Origin of the sequence: Streptomyces sp. NPDC051064, from assembly GCF_044455985.1 — a bacterium.
Lineage (GTDB): Bacteria > Actinomycetota > Actinomycetes > Streptomycetales > Streptomycetaceae > Streptomyces.
The window spans coordinates 113,826-133,333 of sequence record NZ_JBITFK010000004.1; the positions used below are offsets into that span (position 1 = coordinate 113,826).

General features: G+C 69.7%; 14 protein-coding genes and 1 pseudogene. 6 read left to right on the top strand and 9 right to left on the bottom strand.

Annotation, left to right across the window (positions count from 1 at the left end; translation table 11 throughout):
- Positions 1–67: 67 nt before the first annotated feature.
- Positions 68–2,581, top strand: coding sequence for a DEAD/DEAH box helicase (locus ACIBCU_RS15430; protein ID WP_399231785.1), 2,514 nt, complete (start codon positions 68–70; stop codon positions 2,579–2,581).
- Positions 2,582–2,703: 122 nt separating this feature from the next.
- Here ACIBCU_RS15430 and ACIBCU_RS15435 read toward each other — a convergent pair.
- The 7 genes and pseudogenes from ACIBCU_RS15435 to ssd form a co-directional block, all read right to left on the bottom strand.
- Positions 2,704–2,919 (bottom strand): annotated as a pseudogene (locus ACIBCU_RS15435) (Rv3654c family TadE-like protein); the annotation flags it as partial.
- 65 nt (positions 2,920–2,984) lie between these two features.
- The gene (locus ACIBCU_RS15440; RefSeq protein ID WP_399231787.1) at positions 2,985–3,365 is read right to left on the bottom strand and encodes a TadE family type IV pilus minor pilin; all 381 of its coding nucleotides are present in this window, start codon (positions 3,363–3,365) and stop codon (positions 2,985–2,987) included.
- Positions 3,352–3,600 carry a DUF4244 domain-containing protein gene (locus ACIBCU_RS15445; protein ID WP_399231789.1) on the bottom strand — a complete coding sequence of 83 codons (249 nt, stop codon included), beginning with the start codon at positions 3,598–3,600 and terminating at the stop codon, positions 3,352–3,354. The genes ACIBCU_RS15440 and ACIBCU_RS15445 overlap by 14 nt, the downstream gene beginning before the upstream one ends.
- Before the next feature lie 109 nt (positions 3,601–3,709).
- Positions 3,710–4,513, bottom strand: coding sequence for a type II secretion system F family protein (locus ACIBCU_RS15450; protein WP_399232309.1), 804 nt, complete (start codon positions 4,511–4,513; stop codon positions 3,710–3,712).
- Between the two features lie 5 nt (positions 4,514–4,518).
- On the bottom strand, positions 4,519–5,385 hold the full coding sequence (locus ACIBCU_RS15455; protein WP_362927177.1) for a type II secretion system F family protein: 867 nt from the start codon (positions 5,383–5,385) through the stop codon (positions 4,519–4,521).
- The gene (locus ACIBCU_RS15460; RefSeq protein WP_362927179.1) at positions 5,382–6,530 is read right to left on the bottom strand and encodes a TadA family conjugal transfer-associated ATPase; all 1,149 of its coding nucleotides are present in this window, start codon (positions 6,528–6,530) and stop codon (positions 5,382–5,384) included. The genes ACIBCU_RS15455 and ACIBCU_RS15460 overlap by 4 nt, the downstream gene beginning before the upstream one ends.
- The gene (gene ssd, locus ACIBCU_RS15465) at positions 6,527–7,666 is read right to left on the bottom strand and encodes a septum site-determining protein Ssd (RefSeq protein ID WP_399231792.1); all 1,140 of its coding nucleotides are present in this window, start codon (positions 7,664–7,666) and stop codon (positions 6,527–6,529) included. The genes ACIBCU_RS15460 and ssd overlap by 4 nt, the downstream gene beginning before the upstream one ends.
- A gap of 499 nt (positions 7,667–8,165) precedes the next feature.
- Between ssd and ACIBCU_RS15470 the strand changes: the two genes are divergently transcribed.
- Complete coding sequence (locus ACIBCU_RS15470; RefSeq protein ID WP_362927181.1) at positions 8,166–9,005, top strand: HAD-IB family hydrolase; 840 nt, start codon at positions 8,166–8,168, stop codon at positions 9,003–9,005.
- A 435-nt stretch (positions 9,006–9,440) separates the two neighbouring features.
- On the opposite strand, the gene ACIBCU_RS15475 is transcribed toward ACIBCU_RS15470, so the two are convergent.
- The gene (locus tag ACIBCU_RS15475; RefSeq protein ID WP_362927182.1) at positions 9,441–10,265 is read right to left on the bottom strand and encodes an oxidoreductase; all 825 of its coding nucleotides are present in this window, start codon (positions 10,263–10,265) and stop codon (positions 9,441–9,443) included.
- A 102-nt stretch (positions 10,266–10,367) separates the two neighbouring features.
- On the opposite strand from ACIBCU_RS15475, the gene ACIBCU_RS15480 reads away from it, so the two are divergent.
- On the top strand, positions 10,368–11,363 hold the full coding sequence (locus ACIBCU_RS15480) for an ATP-binding protein (RefSeq protein ID WP_362927183.1): 996 nt from the start codon (positions 10,368–10,370) through the stop codon (positions 11,361–11,363).
- Here ACIBCU_RS15480 and ACIBCU_RS15485 read toward each other — a convergent pair.
- Positions 11,351–12,724 (bottom strand): hypothetical protein, encoded by a 1,374-nt coding sequence (locus ACIBCU_RS15485; RefSeq protein ID WP_399231795.1) that lies wholly within the window; start codon positions 12,722–12,724, stop codon positions 11,351–11,353. The two genes, ACIBCU_RS15480 and ACIBCU_RS15485, sit on opposite strands and share 13 nt — an antisense overlap.
- Positions 12,725–13,023: 299 nt before the next feature.
- Here ACIBCU_RS15485 and ACIBCU_RS15490 point away from each other — a divergent pair, with 299 nt between their 5' ends.
- The 3 genes from ACIBCU_RS15490 to nhaA all read left to right on the top strand — a co-directional run bounded on the left by ACIBCU_RS15490 (position 13,024) and on the right by nhaA (position 19,487).
- A complete protein-coding gene (locus ACIBCU_RS15490; protein ID WP_399231797.1) occupies positions 13,024–15,534 on the top strand; it encodes a SulP family inorganic anion transporter in 2,511 nt (836 codons plus the stop codon).
- Positions 15,535–15,719: 185 nt separating this feature from the next.
- Positions 15,720–17,687 carry an acetate--CoA ligase gene (acs, locus tag ACIBCU_RS15495; protein ID WP_399231799.1) on the top strand — a complete coding sequence of 656 codons (1,968 nt, stop codon included), beginning with the start codon at positions 15,720–15,722 and terminating at the stop codon, positions 17,685–17,687.
- A 399-nt stretch (positions 17,688–18,086) separates the two neighbouring features.
- Positions 18,087–19,487: a Na+/H+ antiporter NhaA gene (gene nhaA, locus ACIBCU_RS15500; protein WP_399231801.1), complete on the top strand. Its 1,401-nt coding sequence runs from the start codon at positions 18,087–18,089 to the stop codon at positions 19,485–19,487.
- Positions 19,488–19,508 lie beyond the last annotated feature (21 nt).

Consider the following 19,508-nt stretch of genomic DNA (forward strand, 5'->3'; position numbering starts at 1 on the left):
ACCTTGCTATCGAGCGGTCGCCCCTCGGTCTCCCCGACGGAGGCCAGGGGACGGATCGCCAGCCGCGATGGCATTCAATCACTTACCAGCAGCCATGCACGACGCCTTGGGACCATTGTCCGTCACGCCAGTGACACACTCGGTGCCGATGGCCAAGAATCACCGCCCCAGTCGACCACCCGAGAACGCGGGCTCGCGCCCCTCTCCCACGGTGGTTCTCGACCGGCTCGCCGCAGCGGCGGGCCGGGCAGCGCGCATCACTCATACGGAGCACTTGCCCCCACGTGCGGGAACCCATGCCCTCTGGCCTGATCGCATCCGGCCGGAAGTGGTCTCGGCAATCGGGCGGGCCGGAATCGACCATCCGTGGACGCACCAGGCCGCCGCGGCAGAGCACGCCATGGACGGCGAGTCCGTGGTGATCGCCACAGGGACGGCATCCGGCAAATCGCTCGCCTACCTCGCTCCGGTGCTGAGTACCCTCCTCGACGGCTCCCATGCTCCGAACGGCCGCGGCACCACCGCTCTGTACCTCGCCCCCACCAAGGCTCTGGCCGCCGACCAGCGCCGCGCGGTGAAGGCGCTCGCGGAGCCCCTCGGCTCCGCGATCCGGCCGGCGGTCTACGACGGGGACACGCCGGTCGAAGAACGCGAATGGGTGCGCCAGTACGCCAATTACGTCCTCACCAATCCCGACATGCTGCACCGGGGCATCCTCCCGTCCCACCCCCGCTGGGCCTCCTTCCTCCGCTCCCTCCGCTTCGTCGTCATCGACGAGTGCCACACCTACCGGGGCGTCTTCGGCTCCCACGTCGCCCAGGTGCTCCGCCGTCTCCGCCGTCTCTGCGCCCGCTACGGATCCGAACCCGTCTTCCTCCTCGCCTCCGCCACCGCAGCGCAGCCCTCGGTCGCCGCCGGCCGTCTCACGGGCCTGCCCGTCAAGGAGGTCGCCGACGACGCCTCGCCCCGGGGAGAGCTGGTCTTCGCCCTCTGGGAGCCTCCGCTGACCGATCTGCACGGCGAGAAGGGGGCACCCGTACGCCGTACCGCCACGGCCGAGACCGCCGACCTCCTGACCGACCTGACCCTCCAGGGCGTGCGCTCGGTCGCCTTCGTACGCTCCCGGCGCGGCGCCGAGCTCATCTCCCTCATCGCCAAGGAGCGGCTCGCCGAGGTGGACCGCTCGCTGCCCGGGCGAGTCGCCGCCTACCGCGGCGGTTACCTGCCCGAGGAACGCCGAGCCCTGGAACGAGCGCTGCACTCGGGAGAACTCCTCGGCCTGGCCGCCACGACCGCCCTGGAGCTCGGCATCGACGTCTCGGGCCTGGACGCCGTGGTCATCGCCGGCTACCCGGGCACCCGTGCCTCCCTCTGGCAGCAGGCCGGCCGCGCCGGGCGCTCGGGGCAGGGCGCCCTCGCCGTCCTCGTGGCCCGGGACGACCCGCTGGACACCTTCCTCGTCCACCACCCCGAGGCGTTGTTCCAGCAGCCCGTGGAGTCGACCGTCCTGGACCCGGACAACCCGTACGTCCTTGCTCCCCACCTGTGCGCTGCGGCCGCGGAACTCCCCCTCACGGAGTCCGACATCGAGCTCTTCGGCCCTGCGGCACCCGAGCTCCTGCCGCAGCTGGAGGCGGCGAAACTGCTGCGCAGACGGACGACGGGCTGGCACTGGACCCGCCGTGAACGCGCCGCCGACCTCACCGACATCCGCGGCGGGGGCGGCCGTCCGGTCCAGATCGTCGAGGAGGGCACCGGCCGGCTGCTGGGCACCGTCGACGAATCAGCGGCGCACACCGCCGTCCACGAGGGTGCCGTCCATCTCCACCAGGGCCGGACCTATCTCGTCCGCACGCTGGACCTGGAGGATTCTGTGGCCCTGGTGGAGGAAGCCGTTCCTCCGTATTCGACCAACGCCCGGGACACGACCGCGATCGCCGTGCTGGAGACGGACACCGAGATCCCTTGGGGCGACGGGCGTCTCTGCTTCGGCTCCGTCGAGGTCACCAACCAGGTCGTCTCCTTCCTTCGCCGCAAGCTGATCACCGGGGAGGTCCTGGGCGAGACCAAACTCGACCTGCCGCCCCGCACGCTGCGCACCCGTGCCGTGTGGTGGACGGTCACCGAGGACCAGCTCGATGCCGCCCGGATCACCCCGGAGATCCTCGGGGGTGCCCTGCACGCCGCCGAACACGCCTCCATCGGGATGCTGCCGCTCTTCGCCACCTGCGACCGCTGGGACATCGGCGGTGTCTCCGTTCCGCTGCACCCCGACACGCTCCTTCCCACGGTGTTCGTCTATGACGGCCACCCGGGCGGTGCCGGCTTCGCGGAGCGCGCCTTCCACACGGCCCGTACGTGGCTCACGGCAACGCGCCAGGCCATCGCGTCCTGCGAGTGCGAGGCGGGCTGCCCGTCCTGTATCCAGTCCCCCAAATGCGGCAACGGCAACGAGCCACTGCATAAACGGGGCGCCGTACGCCTCCTGACCGAACTGCTCAGGACCGCGCCGTCCGAGCCCGCGGAAGCCGATCCGGCGGAGAGCTCGGAGGGCCCCCGGCCCGAGAGCGCCGCTGGATGAGGCCACGCGCGTTCCCCGGCCACTCGGACGGACGGCGCAGCCGGGGGCAGCGACGGCCCCGAAGGACCCGCCCTCGACCTGACCTCAGGTGCGTACGGGCCGAAGCGCGCCCGGGCGGTCACGTCGGCGATCTCGCCCTGGACCGCACAGCGCACGATCTCCGTCCCTTGGGCCAGGGCGACCTCTCGGGCGGCCCCGCACGCCGTCTCCGCACCCCGCAACGCCTGGTCGGCCGCGGCGAGCGCAGCCAGATCCGCCGCACCGCCGGCTTTGTGACGGGCGGAGACGGCCTGTCCGAGAGCGAGCACCGTCGCGAACACCACGCAGAGCGTCGCCATCGTGACGGCCGTCCAGACCGTCGCCAGCCCCCGGTCCCGTGCCCGAGGGGCAGCCCTCGTCCTCCTCACGGCTTCGCCCCGACCGTGTCCTCGGCCAACGCGACCGCCTCAGCGCTCAGCGTCAGGCCCAGTGGTCCAGGCCCCGGCGTCGGTGCCTCCACCCGGACCCGCCACAGCCCTCCGGTCCGCTCCACCGCGACCCGGGCCCGGCCCGGCGCCGCCTCCTGAGCCGCGGACCGCACCGAGTCCTCCGGCTCCGACCGGGCAGCGGCCCGCGCTCCGGCACGCGCGGCGTCCACACAGCGGATCTGGTCCGACGCGGCAACCAGCGCCCAGACGAGGGCGAAAACGAAGGCCACCAGCACGGGAAGGACCATGGCTGCCTCTGCCGTCACCCCTCCGCGGTCACCGCTCCGGGGTCTCCACAGCTCCTCAGAACTTCGCATCGAGAGCGTCCTTGATCAGCGACTGCAAGGCCGACAGCACCGCCCCGCTGGTAACCACCTTGTAGAGCACCGCCGCGAACGCGCAGGCGGCAATGGTCCCCACCGCGTACTCGGACGTCGTCATCCCCCTGTCGAGGCCTCGGGGCCGGGCACGCGTGCCGAACCTGGCCTCCCACGCACGACGCAGCGTCCTCAAAGACCACTCCACGGCTTTCCTGTTCATCTCAACCCCCATGTGCACAAGCAACGTTGTTTCGTTAAGAACTTCGGTCCGGTACTACGAGCAAGCGGGAGTCAGGCCACTCCCCTCGATGCGGGCATCCGGGAGAAGCGGCTGTTCCCGCTCAGCCGCGGTGCAAGAGGCCGGTCGCCAGCCCGATCACCACCGGCGCCACACCCACGGCCAGAAAGGCGGGCAGGAAGCAGAGCCCCACCGGTGCGGTGATCAGCACACCGGCCCGCTGGGCACGCGCCACAGCCGCACTGGCCCGCTCGGCGCGCATCTCATCGGCCAGCCTGGAAACCGGCTCCGCGGCCGGCGCCCCCGTCGACGCGGCGCGCTCAAGGCAGCGGGCCAGCGGCGCGGCACCGGGCAGCTCCCCTAACCGGCCCCATGCGTCCGCAGGTTCACCTCCGAGCAGGATCTCGGCCGCTGTGCGGGCCAGCCGCTCACCGACCGGGCCCCCGATGGATTCCCCGACCGCCTCCGCCGCCTCCCGCGGCCCGGCGCCCGCCGAGAGGCAGGACGCCAACAGATCAGCGGTGATCGGCAGCTGCCTTGAGATCAGAGCAGCCTCCGCGTCCCGGCCGGCGACCCCACGCCCCCTGACGGAGCGCCGCCACCGCCGAACTGCGTACGCCACCGCAAGACCGGCCCCGCTCCCTGTCACTCCGCCGACAAGGATCCAGACGCCTGCCCAGACGGCCACGAACACCGTCCACCGCCGAGCACGGCTCCACCCGGGCGCCCGCAGGTCCATCCGCCTCGGCCCCGGGCCGCTCGCGCAGCACTTGGCCAGCACCGCCCCCCGTCTGCGTATAGCCCGCTCATGCCGCCGGCCTGTGAACGCGAAGGCGAGACACGCGGTTGTGCCGAACGCCGTTCCCACCGCCCCGGCAGCCCCCAACGCGTCCCCCGCACCGGAGATCCCACTCACGCCGCCTCCCCGGTCCGCACGATCCGCGAGGCCCAGAACAGCCCCGCCGCCTCCAGCAGCCCACCCGTCGCCAGGCAGACGAGTCCGGCCGGGCTGTGCAGCAGAACCTCCAGCGGATCCGCTCCGAGTGCCGCCCCCAGCCCCAGACCCACCACCGGCAGCAACGCCAGGACCACAACCGTCGACCAGGCGCCCGCCAGCTGTGCCCGCAGCTCCTCCCGCCGCCGTCTCTCGCCCCGCAGTGCGCTCTCCAGGCGCGCCAGACCGGCCGCCAGACCTGCTCCGCCGTCCACCGCCACCCGCCAGCACGCGGCCATACCCGCGAGCCCGTCGAGACCGGGCCCCGCCGCCGCCTGCCGCAGCGCTCCCGGCACATCGCCACCGAACCGCGCGGCGGCCAGCACGGCGGGCTCGGCGGCGCCCAGTGCACCGGCGTTCCGCGCGGCGGCGAGCAACGCCTGCCCGGGCTCGTGCCCGGCCCGCAGCTCGCCGACCACCGCCCCGCAGAGCGACGTCACCGCGTCGGCCGCCTCCTCACGTTCCCGCCGCCGTGCCCGCCGACACAGCCAGCGCCGCACGAGCGGTACAGCCACAGCGCCCGCGAGCAGGGGAAGCACCGATTCACCCAGCACAGCGAGAAGAGCCGCTACAGGGGCGCACAGCAATTCACTCCGCCCGGCGAGGATCGCGCGGGCCGTGGCCCACGCCGCCGGCCCCCAAGGCTCCTCCCGCCGAGCTGTCAGCATCCGGGCGCGCCGCGCCCCTGGGTCCCGGGCCACGGCCAGAGCGGCCGCCAGCCCCGCGCAACCGGCCAACGACCACGTCGGCACCCGCATCAGCACTTCGGATCCCACCGAGGTCATGGCTTGTCTCCGATCAGCGCCCCGAGCCTCTCCCAGCCCAGCCCCGGCTCGAACCCGTCGGCACCCCAGCGCAGCGCGGGCACAGTGACGACCAGGCCTGCGGAATCCCGCTCGAGCACATGTACTTCGGCCACACGCCGCCGCCCGCCCCTGTCGCGTACGAGGTGGACGACCACGGACAGCGCTGCCGCCAACTGGCTGTGCAGGGCGGCCCGGTCGAGACCGGCAGCCGTCCCAAGAGCCTCCAGACGCGCCGGAACGTGCTCGGCCGCATTGGCGTGCACCGTGCCACAACCGCCTTCGTGCCCGGTGTTGAGGGCTGCCAGAAGCTCCGTCACCTCGGCGCCCCGGACCTCTCCCACCACCAGCCGGTCAGGACGCATACGCAACGCCTGGCGTACCAGGTCCCGTAGCGTCACCCGCCCGGCACCTTCCTGATTGGCGGGCCGTGACTCCAGCCGGACCACATGCGGGTGATCCGGGCGCAGCTCCGCCGAATCCTCTGCCAGCACGATGCGCTCCCGCTCACCGACCGCACCCAGCAGACTCGACAGCAGAGTCGTCTTGCCCGCGCCCGTCCCTCCGCTGATCAGATACGAGACCCGGGCCTCCACCAGAGCTCTCAGCAGCCGGTCTCCGCCGGGCGGGACCGTCCCCGCCGCCACGAGCTCCGCCAGGGTGAAGGCGCGGGGTCGCACCACACGCAGCGAGAGGCACGTCGATCCGACGGACACCGGCGGCAGGACAGCGTGCATCCGCGTCCCGTCCGGCAGCCGCGCGTCCACCCAGGGCCGGGCGTCGTCCAGCCGTCGCCCCGCCACTGCGGCGAGCCTCTGAGCCAGCCTCCGGACAGCCGCCGCATCCTGGAAGACGACCCGGGTCAGCTCGAGTCCGCCGCCGCGGTCCACCCACACCCGGTCCGGAGCGGACACCAGCACATCGGTCACCGCCGGGTCTGCCAGGAGCCGCTCCAGCACTCCTGTGCCGACCAGCTCTCCCCGCAGCTCCTCGGCCGCACCGAGCACTTCCGCGTCACCGAGCAGACGGCCCTGCTCCCTCAGCGCGGCAGCCACCCCCGCCGGCGTGGGCGCCACACCGCTGCGGGCCAGTCGTTGACGTACGGCCTCGAGCAGTGCGTCCGTCATGACGCCACTCCCCCGCGAGACCGGGCCGGGACGGCGTCCGGACGAACCGGGACATCCGCCAGATCCCAGAAGGCCGCGCAGAAGCGGGCCAGTGGGCCGCGGGAATTTCCGCCCGGGGGCACACCGCTGTCCTGAGCCGAAGACAGCGCCGGCTCCGTAGGCAGGTCACCGACGAGCGGCAGGTCCAGCGCCCGCGCCACCCACTGCTCGTCCAGGCCTGCCGTGTAGGGCCCCCGCGCAATGACCCGCAGGTCTTCCAGGACCGTGCGGGCCACAGCCGCCACGCGCTGCGCCGCCGCGACCGCTCGCAACTCCCCGGGCACGACCAGCAGCCCCACGTCGAGCTGCGCCAGCGCCTCTGTCACACTCTCGTCGAACCTGCGCGGCAGATCCACGACCACCACTCCACCCACCCGGCGAGCGGCGGCGAGCACGGAGCGCATGGCCTGTGGCGGAACGATCACCTCGTCGTCCCGGCCCCAGCTGAGCACCCGCAACCCGTGCAACGCCGGCAGTGACTCCTCCAGCGCGCCGCCGCCCAGCCTCCCTTTCGAACGGGCGAAATCCGGCCACCGCAAGCCCTCGGATGCCTCACCGCCGAGCAGGACGTCGATCCCGCCACCCAAGGGGTCGCCGTCGATCAGCATCGTCCGCCGGCCCGACCTCGCGGCTGTCACGGCAAGTGCGCAGGCCAGCGTGGACGCGCCGGAGCCGCCCCGGCCCCCCATCACTCCTACGGTGAGCGCAGGCCTGCCCACGCCCTCCACCGCATTGGCGATCTGGTCGACGAGCCAGCCTTCGGAAGCGGGCAGTCTCAGCACGTATTCGGCGCCGATCTCCACCGCGTGGCGCCACACGTCGGGATCCTCCTGGTCCCGTCCGACGAGCATCACGCCGGGCCTGCGAGGCATCCCACGGCATCCACGCGCCGCGTCATCGCCGACCAGGACCATCGGCGCCCGGTCCCAGCCGCCTCTCCCGCCCGGAGGGCCGTGCTGCACTTCCGGCATCGCCCCGGCCGCCGCGCACAGCCTGAGCAGATCGTCCAGCAAATCCGGGTCCTCGGTGAGGATCAGCGGTCCGTCCCGCCGCCCTTCGGCACTCGACGGGCCTTCGCCCGCGAAGGAACCAGCCACGATCTCCGCCCCTCTCACTGTCTCCTCCAGTGCGGTTTCGCGGCGATCTCGAACGCTTCCGAGACGCGCGATTCCGGAACCCACGGACTTCGCGGGTGGAATCAACATGCAACGGCGCGGAAAATCATGTGGATCTTGCTCAAAAACTGTGGACAACTCAAGCGTTGTGAATATCTCGGTAGCTCGTACAGGGGACTTTCGCAGCGCAGCCCTTCCACTACGCACGGTGACGAGTCATGATCGAGTGGACTCGCACGACGGGGCGGTCGACACCGGCGACAAGAGAGGAAGGGCCTGGGTTCCTGGCCTAGAAACGCATCCGGACATGCGACGACCCCCGCCGGGGGGGAGAGCGGGGGTCGTCCCCACGGCCGACTCGGGGGGGGAGGAGTCGGACCGGGTTAGCACGGTCGCGAACGATCCGTGACTTCCATGGTGTACCCGAGGCCCTTCTCAGGCAAACCCACCTGCCGGATTTTACGCCGAATGGCGGGCCCCTATGCTCACCTTTGTGGAAAACTGCTTCTCGCCGCGTACAGCAGCCTTCTTTGACCTGGACAAGACGGTCATTGCGAAGTCATCGACACTGACCTTCAGCAAGTCCTTCTACCAAGGCGGGCTGATCAACCGTCGTGCCGTACTGCGCACCGCGTACGCACAGTTCGTGTTCCTTGCCGGGGGTGCCGATCACGACCAGATGGAGCGGATGCGCGAATATCTCTCTGCGCTCTGCAAGGGGTGGAACGTCCAGCAGGTCAAGGATCTGGTCGCCGAAACCCTGCACGACCTGATCGACCCGATCATCTACGACGAGGCCGCGACCCTCATCGAGGAGCATCACACCGCTGGGCGTGATGTGGTCATCGTTTCGACCTCCGGCGCCGAAGTCGTCGAGCCTATCGGAGAACTGCTCGGTGCCGACCGGGTCGTGGCGACCCGGATGGTCGTGGGCGATGACGGCTGCTTCACCGGCGAGGTCGAGTACTACGCCTACGGGCCGACCAAGGCCGAGGCGATCAGGACGCTCGCCGAATCGGAAGGGTACGACCTGTCGCGCTGCTACGCGTACAGCGACTCCGCCACCGACGTACCCATGCTGGAGTCCGTGGGGTACCCGCATGCCGTCAACCCGGACCGGGCCTTGCGGCGCGAAGCCGCGCTCCGGGAGTGGCCGATTCTCGTCTTCGACCGTCCGGTCCGGCTCAAGCAGCGCCTGCCCGCGTTCTCGATGCCCCCGCGGCCGGCACTCATGGCGGCAGCGGCACTGGGCGCGGCCGCGGTGACCGCGGGGCTCGTCTGGTACGCCAATCGTCGCCGCGCCGCCGCGATCACCATCTGACAGCGGGCCTTCGAGGGCGGCGGGAGCAGCCCTCCACCCCCGAGGTCCGACCCGCCTACATTTGAACGTAAAAGTAAAGAAAAACGGCCAGGACTTCCGCTCCCCCTTGTCCTGGAGTACAAAGGATTCAACGGCCCGCGAGACCAGGGACATCCGAGAGGATCACCTTTTTTACGCAGAAGGCCCCACGGACCGAGCACGAAAGCCGAGCACCCACGCGACGTCGACCCGTCGATTACGGGCCAGCCGCACCAGGTGACGGGCAAAGAACCCGACCTGATGGGCATATAACGAGGACGCTTGGTAACTGGGCGGACGTGCCAGCGGCGGTACCGGAACCGGTACCGCCGCAACCCTTTCCGGGGCCCGCACACGCGGAGCCCCCCCGGCACCCGGCCGTACCGACCGTGCGATCAGCCGCGCGGGCCACGCGACTCAGGCCGCGCCGCGCTGCAGCGCTTCGCACACAGCAGTGGACTCCCTGACACCCAGCTCCACCGAGCGTCCGCAGTGAGCGATCCAGGCGGCCATACCCTCGGGCCTGCCCGACAGATACCCCTCGAACGCAGCCACGTAAGCCGCGCGCCCCTGCTCCGCATGACCGACTTCGGCAGGACAGATCGACTTGGGATCGAGCCCGCTGCCGATCAGCACGATCCGCTCGGCGGTCCGGGCGACCAAGCCGTTGTGTGACCCGAAGGGACGCAGCGCGAGCAGTTCGCCATGGACCACCGAGGCCGTCACGAGTGCAGGCGCCGAGCCACCGGCGATGATCAGCTGCGACAGCCCTTCGAGACGCCCGGACACCTCGTCCGCACCCGGCACGGGCGCTTCGATCAACGGCTCGTCGACCGCCTCGCCCGCCAGTCGCGGCCTGCCGACCGCCTCGTCCGGAGTCGCGCCACCCGCAGCCACCAGATGCAGACGGGCAAGCACACGGAGCGGTGACTGCCGCCAGATCGAGAGCAGTTGCCCCGCCTCCGCCGTGAGCCTCAACGCCGCACCGATGGTGCGGGCCTCGTCCTCACCGCTGAAGTCCGTGCGCCGGCGCACCTCCTCGAGATTCCAGTCGGCTCCCGAGAGCGCCGCCGAACCGCGAGCTCCGCGTAGGGCCGCCTCCGCGGTCACCTCGTTACTGCGGCGCCGCATGACCCGGTGCCCGTAGACCCGGTCCACGGCCTTGCGTACGGAGTCCACCGCGTCGGAGACCCCCGGCAGGTCACCCAGGGCGGCAAGCGGGTCAGGGGAAGTCGTACTCATAAGTAGCGAGGCTACGCGCCCCCGCCACGGATACCGCCCAGGAGTGGCCTTCTTCACGAAGGATGACAGCAGTGAGCGATGACACCGCTACCCTAGGTGAACATGAAGATCGCTTTCGTGGGGAAGGGCGGCAGCGGCAAGACCACGCTGTCCTCGCTCTTCATCCGCCACCTCGCTGCCAATGAAGCCCAAGTCGTCGCGGTGGACGCCGACATCAACCAACACCTCGGGGCCGCCCTCGGCCTGGACGAGAAGGAAGCCGCCGCCCTGCCGGCCATGGGCGCCCAGCTGCCCCTCATCAAGGACTACCTCCGCGGGAGCAACCCCCGCATCGCATCCGCCGCAACGATGATCAAGACGACACCGCCCGGGGAGGGGTCCCGGCTCCTGCGCGTCTGCGAGGACAATCCGGTCTACGACGCCTGCGCCCGCACAGTCCGTCTCGACGACGGGGACATCCGGCTGATGGCCACCGGCCCGTTCGACGAGTCCGATCTCGGCGTCGCCTGCTACCACTCCAAGGTCGGGGCGGTCGAGCTCTGCCTCAACCACCTGGTCGACGGCCCCGACGAATACGTGGTGGTCGACATGACGGCAGGGTCGGATTCGTTCGCGTCGGGAATGTTCACCCGCTTCGACATGACCTTCCTGGTCGCCGAACCGACCCGGAAGGGCGTCTCCGTCTACCGCCAGTACAAGGAGTACGCGCGTGACTTCGGTGTCGCACTGAAGGTGGTGGGCAACAAGGTGCAGGGGGAGGACGACCTCGACTTCCTGCGCGCCGAGGTCGGTGACGACCTGCTGGTCGGCGTCGGCCAGTCCGACTGGGTCCGGACGATGGAAAAGGGCCGGCCGGCCCCGTTCGAACTGCTGGAGGCAGACAACCGGATGGCACTGCAGGCCCTGCAGAACGCCGCGGAGGACTCGTACGGACTGCGCGACTGGGAGCGCTACACGCAGCAGATGGTGCACTTCCATCTGAAGAACGCGGAGAGCTGGGGCAACGAGAAGACGGGCGCCGACCTGGCTGCCCAGGTCGACCCCGCCTTCGTCCTGCAGGAGCACCGCGCGGAGACGGGCGCCGCTCAGCCGGCCTGACCGGACGGAGCGGCACCGGAGGGCGATCCCTGTTCCGCGCTCCCGTCGGCCCCCTTGCCTGCCGGCTGATCCGCCGGCCTGGCAGGCACGGGGCTGCCTGCGGGCTTACCCGGAACCGTCCCCGCGAGGAACGCGGTCCAGCCGGGCTTGGGCGCCTGGCCCACCTTCAGCGTCCCGAGTCTGGCGAGCGTCGCCGGATCCTGCGCGTCCAGCCAGTCGGCGAGCTGACGGAAGGAAACGCATTGCACGTCCTGCTTGGTGCACACCGTCTTGATCGTCTCCTCGACCGCACGCATGTAAGTGCCGCCGTTCCAGGATTCGAAGTGGTTGCCGATGATCAGAGGAGCTCGGTTCCCGCTGTAGGCACGGTCGAACGCCTGAAGCAGACCGTCCCGCATCTGGTTGCCCCAGTACTCGTGCTTGTCCGGGTCGCCCTGCGTCGTACCGGACTGGTTGAACATGAAGTTGTAGTCCATCGAGAGCGTCTCGAACGCACGGCCCGGCACGGGGACGAGCTGCAGAGGGAGGTCCCAGAGCCCGTCCTTCTTCGCAGGCCAGACCTGATTCCCGATGCCGCTGGAGTCATAGCGGAACCCCATGGTCCGCGCGGCCGCGACCATGTTCTTCTGCCCCTCCAGGCAGGGGGTGCGAGCGCCGATCAGCTCCTTGTCGTAGTCGAAGGGCAGCGGCGCTTCGCCCTTGAGGTCCGGGGCGTTGGTCTTCCAGCTCTTCACGAACGACTTCGCCTGGCTGATCTCGCTCTTCCACTCGTCGACCGACCAGGTGCCGACACCTCCGTCCGGGCCGCAGAAGTGCCCGTTGAAGTGCGTGCCGATCTCGTTGCCCTCCAGCCACGCGGCTCGCAGTTCCGTCAGCGTGTTGCGGATACCCTCCGCGTCGTTGAACCCGATGTCGGAACGGCCCGCCGAATGCTGCGGGGGGTCGTAGAGCTCCTTCTTCTTCTCCGGCAGGAGGTACACGCCACTGAGGAAGTACGTCATCTTGGCGTCGTACTTCTTCGCGACCGAGCGGAAATGCGAAAACAGTTTCTGGCTGTCCTCGCCCGCACCGTCCCACGAGAACACCACGAACTGAGGGGGCTTCTGGCCGGGCTTGAGACGCTTGGCGACCGGGAGTTTCGGCTGGGCTCCCGTAAAGGCGGTGGAACCGTCGCCGATGAGCTTGACCGCACCCTTCGGCGCCGCTGCCGGAGAGTTCTCATCCGCGCCGGGGGCGGACCGCTTCCCGGTTCCGGGCGCGGAACCGGCTGCCCCCGTACCTGGGTCCGAGCAGCCGGCCAAGCCGGTGATCAGCGCCGTGACCACGGCGCCCAGGGCGATCCGCTTCGTGGCGGCCATCATCCGTCCACCCTCTTCCTTGCAGGATTCGTGCGTTGAAGTGCCGACACGGCGCGGTCAACCTCACACACAGCTCCGCCGGAATCAGTACGACAAGCCGGATGAAAAGCTGCTTATTCACTGGGAAGAGTGACTGACTGGGCTATTTGCTCGAAAGCATGGACACGTTTCTTTACTCTCCATTACGATTCATTTACGGAGAGTTGAGAAATCCCGCCGTTGTACCCCACCGCTGCACGCCGTGACCTACGGCCGCCGTCATTCACATACCGCGACCGCGCTGCCCCGGAGGAGACGGGAACATGTCTGCCTGCGTCCCCACTCGCAACGACCACTCATCCCGCAGTTCGCGCCCTTCCCGGGCTTCGGGATTCAAGCGTCCACACAGTCCGCCGCCTCCGCCCCGCCACGGACGCTTCCGCGTCTCGGGTGCGGATCTGTCCGCATCGATCACTGTCTTCCTGATCGCCGTTCCCATGTCGCTCGGTCTCGCCGTCGCCATGGACGCCCCGCTCGCCGCCGGACTGGTTTCGGCGGCCATCGGCGGCATCGTCGCCGGACTGCTGGGCGGCACACCGCTCCAGGTCAGTGGCCCGTCCGCCGGACTGACCGTAGTCACAGCAGAGTTGATCCAGATCTACGGCTGGCGCACCACGTGCGCGATCACCGTCGGCGCCGGACTCCTGCAGATCCTGCTGGGTTCGCTAAGGGCGGCCCGCAACGCCCTCGCCGTCAGCCCGGCCATCGTGCACGGCACACTCGCCGGTATCGGCGTGGCCATCGCTCTCGCCCAGCTCCACATCGTGTTCGGCGAGGTACCTCGGAGCTCCGCCCTCGACAACGTCCTGTCGCTCCCCTCCCACCTGGCGCACTTCGAGCCGGCCGGGCCCCTTGTCGGAGCCCTGACGGTCGTGCTTCTCGTCGCGTGGCCGCGTATGCCCGGGCAGATCGGAGCGGCACTCCGCAAAATTCCTGCCGCGCTCGCCGCCGTGGTCATCTCGACGGCTGTCGCCGCCGCGGCAGCACCCGGCATCGCCAGGGTGGACCTCCCGTCATGGCACTCGCACGCACTGCCCGAACTTCCGCAGGGCCCGGTGGCGGCACTGGCGACAGCCGTGTTCACCGTCACGCTCGTCGCCAGCCTCGAATCCCTGCTGGCCGCTGTCTCCGTGGACAAGCTGGCCGCAGACCGCTCGACAACCGCGACCAAGGACGGGTCGACGCCGCACGCTCCTGTCAAACGATCGGACCTCGACCGGGAATTGCGGGCCCAGGGTGTCGCCAACGCGGTATCAGGGCTCGCCGGCGGGCTGGCCGTATCGGGCGGCGCTGTGCGCAGCTCCGCGAACGTGCGAGCGGGCGCGACGAGCCGCGCCTCCACCGTGCTGCACGGCGTCTGGGTGCTGCTGGCGGCCGTGCTGCTGGTCACAGCCCTGGAGTGGATCCCCCTGGCCGCCCTCGCCGCGCTGGTCATGGTCGTCGGCATCCAGATGGTCAGCTTCGCCCACATCCGCAAGGTCCACAGACACCGGGAGTTCCTGGTGTACGGCGCCACGATCAGCGGCGTGATTCTGGCCGGGGTGCTCGAAGGGGTGGCGATCGGCATCGTCGTGGCGGTGGCCGTCGCCCTGCACCGGCTGGCACGCACGAGGATCACCGTGACCGAGCAGGACGGCCGCTATCTGGTGTCCGCTCGCGGCCAGCTGACCTTTCTGGCCGTCCCCCGGCTCAGCCGCGTGCTCGGAAAGCTGCCGCAAGGGGTCGACGCAGTGGTCGAGTTGGACGGCTTCTTCATGGACCACGCGGCGTACGAGACGATCCAGGACTGGTATGCGGCGCAGACCGCGCTGGGCGGCCGGATCGAGTTCACCGGGCGCTCGGGGGGCCGGATCGCCGAGCCTGCGTCGGCCGCCCATTCCTGCTGCCGCCCATGGACGCCGTGGCGCAACCATCACTGCCACGACAGCGTGCAGGACACCGCACCGACGACCGCGGCCCCTGACTCGCACGTCGTCTCGAACGCTGCTCCTCCCACGGCTCCACAAGGCCCCTCGGGTCGCCGGCACGGCGCCCATCGGCTGCTCAGCGGCCTCAGTTCATTCCAGCGCACCACCGCCCCGCTGGTCCGTGAGGAGCTGGCCCGGCTGGCCGCAGAGGGTCAGCGGCCTTCGCAGCTGTTCCTCACCTGTGCCGACTCCCGTCTGGTCACCAGCATGATCACCGCGAGCGGCCCAGGGGACCTCTTCACCGTGCGGAACGTCGGCAATCTGGTGCCGCCGCCGGGCGCAGGGGACGCCGAGAGCAACGACGACTCCGTCGCCGCCGCCATCGAGTATGCGGTGGATGTACTGGAGGTCGAGTCCATCACCATCTGCGGCCACTCCGGATGCGGGGCGATGCAGGCCCTGTTGGGAGCCGCGCCGAAAACGCCCCGCACACCGCTGTGGCGCTGGCTGCGGCACGGTCTGCCGAGCCTGGAGCGCATGCGCTCCCGTCACCACTCCTGGGCTCGCATCGCCGGACGCCTGCCCACCGATGCGGTGGAGCAGCTCTGCCTGACCAATGTGGTGCAGCAGTTGGAGCACCTGCGTGCGCACGAATCGGTGGCCCGCCGACTGGCGGCGGGGACCCTGCAGCTGCACGGCATGTACTTTCATGTCGGTGAGGCGCAGGCTTATCTGCTGACCGAGGGCGCCAGTTCCGGCACCGGGCCCGACGAGGTCTTTGTTCGGGTCGCCCCGGGCGCGGTGTGGGGCGCCGAGGACGGCATCGACTCACCGCACCCGGCTCCCGGTGCCGCCGTCGGCCCCTGAACCACTCACACACCCGGTCCGTGAGACCTTGTGGTCCCGCTTTCGCACCGCACAGCGCTGCTTGCGAAAGCGGGACGTGTGACTCCCTACAGGAGACACAGGTCTAAACCAATTTCCGGTAGACACTTGTCACCTGGCCCGCAGCCTGATGAGCTGTCCCCCGGGACACAACGGACACCCTGGGAATGGGAGATGTCGTGAGCAACGAAAGCCTGGCCAATCTGCTCAAGGAGGAGCGGCGGTTCACACCGCCTGCCGATCTGGCTGCGAACGCCAACGTGACAGTGGAGGCGTACGAGCAGGCCGAGGCGGACAGGCTGGGCTTCTGGGCCGAGCAGGCCCGCCGCCTGACCTGGGCCACGGAGCCGACCGAGACGCTCGACTGGAGCAATCCGCCCTTCGCGAAGTGGTTCGCGGACGGCAAACTCAACGTCGCGTACAACTGCGTGGACCGTCATGTCGAGGCGGGCAACGGCGACCGGGTCGCGATCCACTTCGAGGGCGAGCCCGGCGACAGCCGCGCGATCACCTACGCGGAGCTGAAGGACGAAGTCTCCCGCGCCGCCAACGCGCTCACAGAGCTCGGTGTCGGCAAGGGCGACCGGGTCGCCGTCTACCTGCCGATGATCCCGGAAGCCGCTGTGGCGATGCTGGCCTGTGCCCGTATCGGCGCAGCGCATTCGGTGGTCTTCGGTGGCTTCTCCGCGGACGCCATCGCCGCCCGCATCCAGGACGCCGACGCCAAGGTCGTCATCACCGCCGACGGCGGCTACCGCCGCGGCAAGCCCTCTGCGCTCAAGCCCGCTGTGGACGACGCCGTCTCCCGCATCGACAGCGTCGAGCATGTCCTCGTGGTCCGGCGCACCGGGCAGGACACCGCATGGTCAGAGGACCGGGACATCTGGTGGCACGAGATCACCGGCCGGCAGTCCGCCGAGCACACGCCCGAGGCCTTCGACGCGGAGCAGCCGCTCTTCATCCTCTACACCTCGGGAACCACGGGTAAGCCGAAGGGCATCCTGCACACGTCCGGGGGGTACCTGACCCAGACGGCCTACACCCACCACGCGGTCTTCGACCTCAAGCCGGAGACGGACGTGTACTGGTGCACCGCCGACATCGGCTGGGTCACCGGACACTCGTACATCGTCTACGGACCGCTGGCCAACGGCGCGACCCAGGTCATGTACGAGGGCACGCCCGACACCCCCCATCAGGGGCGCTTCTGGGAGATCGTCCAGAAGTACGGCGTGACGATTCTCTACACCGCGCCGACGGCGATCCGGACGTTCATGAAGTGGGGGGACGACATCCCCGCCAAGTTCGATCTGTCGTCGCTGCGTGTGCTCGGTTCGGTCGGTGAGCCGATCAACCCCGAGGCATGGATCTGGTACCGCAAGCACATCGGCGCCGATACCTGCCCGATCGTGGACACCTGGTGGCAGACCGAGACCGGCGCCATGATGATCTCGCCGCTTCCCGGGGTCACGGCGACGAAGCCCGGTTCGGCCCAGCGGGCCCTGCCCGGCATCTCCGCCACCGTCGTCGACGACGAGGCCCATGAGGTGCCGAACGGCGGAGGCGGCTATCTCGTCCTCACCGAGCCGTGGCCGTCGATGCTCCGCACCATCTGGGGGGACGACCAGCGCTTCCTCGACACCTACTGGTCGCGCTTCGAGGGCAAGTACTTCGCGGGCGACGGTGCCAAGAAGGACGAGGACGGCGATGTCTGGCTGCTGGGCCGGGTCGACGACGTCATGCTCGTGTCGGGCCACAACATCTCGACCACCGAGGTCGAGTCGGCCCTCGTGTCGCACCCCTCAGTCGCCGAGGCCGCCGTGGTCGGCGCCAACGACGAGACGACCGGTCAGGCCATCGTCGCCTTCGTGATCCTGCGTGGGACGGCCACCGCCTCGGAGGAGCTGGTCGCCGAGCTGCGTAATCACGTCGGCACCACGCTCGGGCCGATCGCCAAGCCCAAGCGCGTCCTGCCGGTGGCGGAACTGCCGAAGACCCGTTCCGGCAAGATCATGCGTCGTCTGTTGCGTGACGTCGCCGAGAACCGCGAGCTGGGCGATGTCACCACGCTCACGGATTCCTCCGTCATGGCGCTCATCCAGACCCAGCTGCCTTCCGCCTCGTCCGAGGACTAGACCGGGCCGGAGCAGACGGAGGCGGGTCGAGGCAGGCCAGGTCCTCACAGACCTGAGCCTGGAACGGATCCGTTCGCACGCCCCGAGGGGCACCCGGAACCACCCGGGTGCCCCTTCCGGCTGCCGGGGACAGGTCAGAGACGTACGGCTGCCGGTGCGCGCCGTCGCACGGGGCACACCACATCCGGATAGGTTTCCGATGGCCCAGGTAGAGTGGTGATTTCGTCGGCGAAGCGCGTCAGCATGATCACGTGCCCGCCGGTGAGCAGGCACGAACGCCGAGCGCGGCGAGCACGCGACAACAGCACAAGAAAATCTCCACAGGGGCGCCGGGAAGTCTGGTCGGCATGTGTATCCGCCATGCCACCACTGCCGTAACCCGACCCGGAGGTCTTCCTCGTGGCCCCGCCCGTCCCCCCTTCCGGCCGCCGCACTCTGCTCGGCCGGCTTTCCCTCCCCGAGCGCAATTACGTCGCGGAGGCCCTGCGCACCGAGACGGTCGGTGGCGTCATCCTGCTGGTCGCGGCCGTAGCCGCGCTGATCTGGGCCAACACCTTCGGCTCCACGTACGCGTCCGTCAGCCATTTCCACTTCGGTCCCGAAGCGCTGGGGCTCCACCTCTCGGTGTCGCACTGGGCGGCCGATGGACTGCTCGCGATCTTCTTCTTCGTCGCGGGGGTCGAGCTCAAGCGGGAGCTGGTCGCCGGCGAACTCCGCGACCCCCGGGCCGCGGCCCTGCCCGTCGCGGCGGCGCTCTGCGGCATGGCCGTACCCGCCGTGGTCTACACACTGACCGCCGTACTCGGTGGAGGGTCCCTCGACGGCTGGGCCGTCCCCACCGCCACCGACATCGCGTTCGCGCTCGCCGTCCTCGCGGTCATCGGCACCTCGCTGCCGTCGGCGCTACGCGCCTTCCTGCTGACGCTCGCCGTCGTCGACGACCTCTTCGCCATCCTCATCATCGCGGTCTTCTTCACCGAGGACCTCGACTTCCTGGCACTCGGCGGCGCCTTCGCGGGTCTGCTCGTCTTCTACGTCCTGCTGCGCGCCGGGGTGCGAGGCTGGTACGTCTATCTGCCGCTCGCCCTGGTCATCTGGGGACTGATGTACAACAGCGGCGTCCACGCGACGATCGCCGGCGTGGCCATGGGTCTCATGCTGCGCTGCACCAGGCGCGAGGGAGAGACGCACTCCCCGGGCGAACACATCGAGCATCTGGTGCGCCCTCTGTCGGCCGGCGTCGCGGTTCCGCTCTTCGCTCTCTTCTCGGCCGGTGTCACCCTCAAGGGCGATGCCCTGGCCGGTGTCTTCACCCGGCCCGAGACGCTCGGCGTGGTTCTCGGTCTGGTCATCGGCAAGACCGTGGGCATCTTCGGCGGCACATGGCTCATCACCCGCTTCACGAAGGCCCAGCTGAACAAGGACCTCGCCTGGGCAGATGTCTTCGCCGTAGCCACGCTGGCCGGTATCGGCTTCACCGTTTCGCTGCTCATCGGGGAGCTCGCCTTCACCGGCGACGAGGACATGATCAACGACGTGAAGGCAGCGGTGCTCATCGGTTCCCTGATTGCCGCCGTACTCTCCGGTGTACTGCTCAAACTGCGGGTACGCAGATACAGGGCGCTGTACGAGGCCGAGGAGATCGATGCGGACGAATCGGGGGTGCCCGACGTCTACGAGCAGGACGACCCCGAGTACCACCTGCGCATGGCCGCGATCTACGAGAGGAAGGCTGCCGAGCACCGTCGCCTTGCCGAACGGGCGGGCGCAGCGAGCAGCAGGCCGGACAGTCCGGCATGATCTGACATCGGATGTACGGAA

Excerpts from the sequence above, each read along its gene's own strand:
- ACIBCU_RS15430 (WP_399231785.1), top strand. The coding sequence starts at position 68 with ATGGCATTCAATCACTTACCAGCAGCCATGCACGACGCCTTGGGACCA.
- ACIBCU_RS15440 (WP_399231787.1), bottom strand. The coding sequence starts at position 3,365 with ATGCGAAGTTCTGAGGAGCTGTGGAGACCCCGGAGCGGTGACCGCGGA.
- ACIBCU_RS15445 (WP_399231789.1), bottom strand. The coding sequence starts at position 3,600 with ATGGGGGTTGAGATGAACAGGAAAGCCGTGGAGTGGTCTTTGAGGACG.
- ACIBCU_RS15455 (WP_362927177.1), bottom strand. The coding sequence starts at position 5,385 with ATGACCTCGGTGGGATCCGAAGTGCTGATGCGGGTGCCGACGTGGTCG.
- ACIBCU_RS15460 (WP_362927179.1), bottom strand. The coding sequence starts at position 6,530 with ATGACGGACGCACTGCTCGAGGCCGTACGTCAACGACTGGCCCGCAGC.
- ACIBCU_RS15470 (WP_362927181.1), top strand. The coding sequence starts at position 8,166 with ATGCTCACCTTTGTGGAAAACTGCTTCTCGCCGCGTACAGCAGCCTTC.
- ACIBCU_RS15475 (WP_362927182.1), bottom strand. The coding sequence starts at position 10,265 with ATGAGTACGACTTCCCCTGACCCGCTTGCCGCCCTGGGTGACCTGCCG.
- ACIBCU_RS15480 (WP_362927183.1), top strand. The coding sequence starts at position 10,368 with ATGAAGATCGCTTTCGTGGGGAAGGGCGGCAGCGGCAAGACCACGCTG.
- ACIBCU_RS15485 (WP_399231795.1), bottom strand. The coding sequence starts at position 12,724 with ATGATGGCCGCCACGAAGCGGATCGCCCTGGGCGCCGTGGTCACGGCG.
- ACIBCU_RS15490 (WP_399231797.1), top strand. The coding sequence starts at position 13,024 with ATGTCTGCCTGCGTCCCCACTCGCAACGACCACTCATCCCGCAGTTCG.
- acs (WP_399231799.1), top strand. The coding sequence starts at position 15,720 with ATGGGAGATGTCGTGAGCAACGAAAGCCTGGCCAATCTGCTCAAGGAG.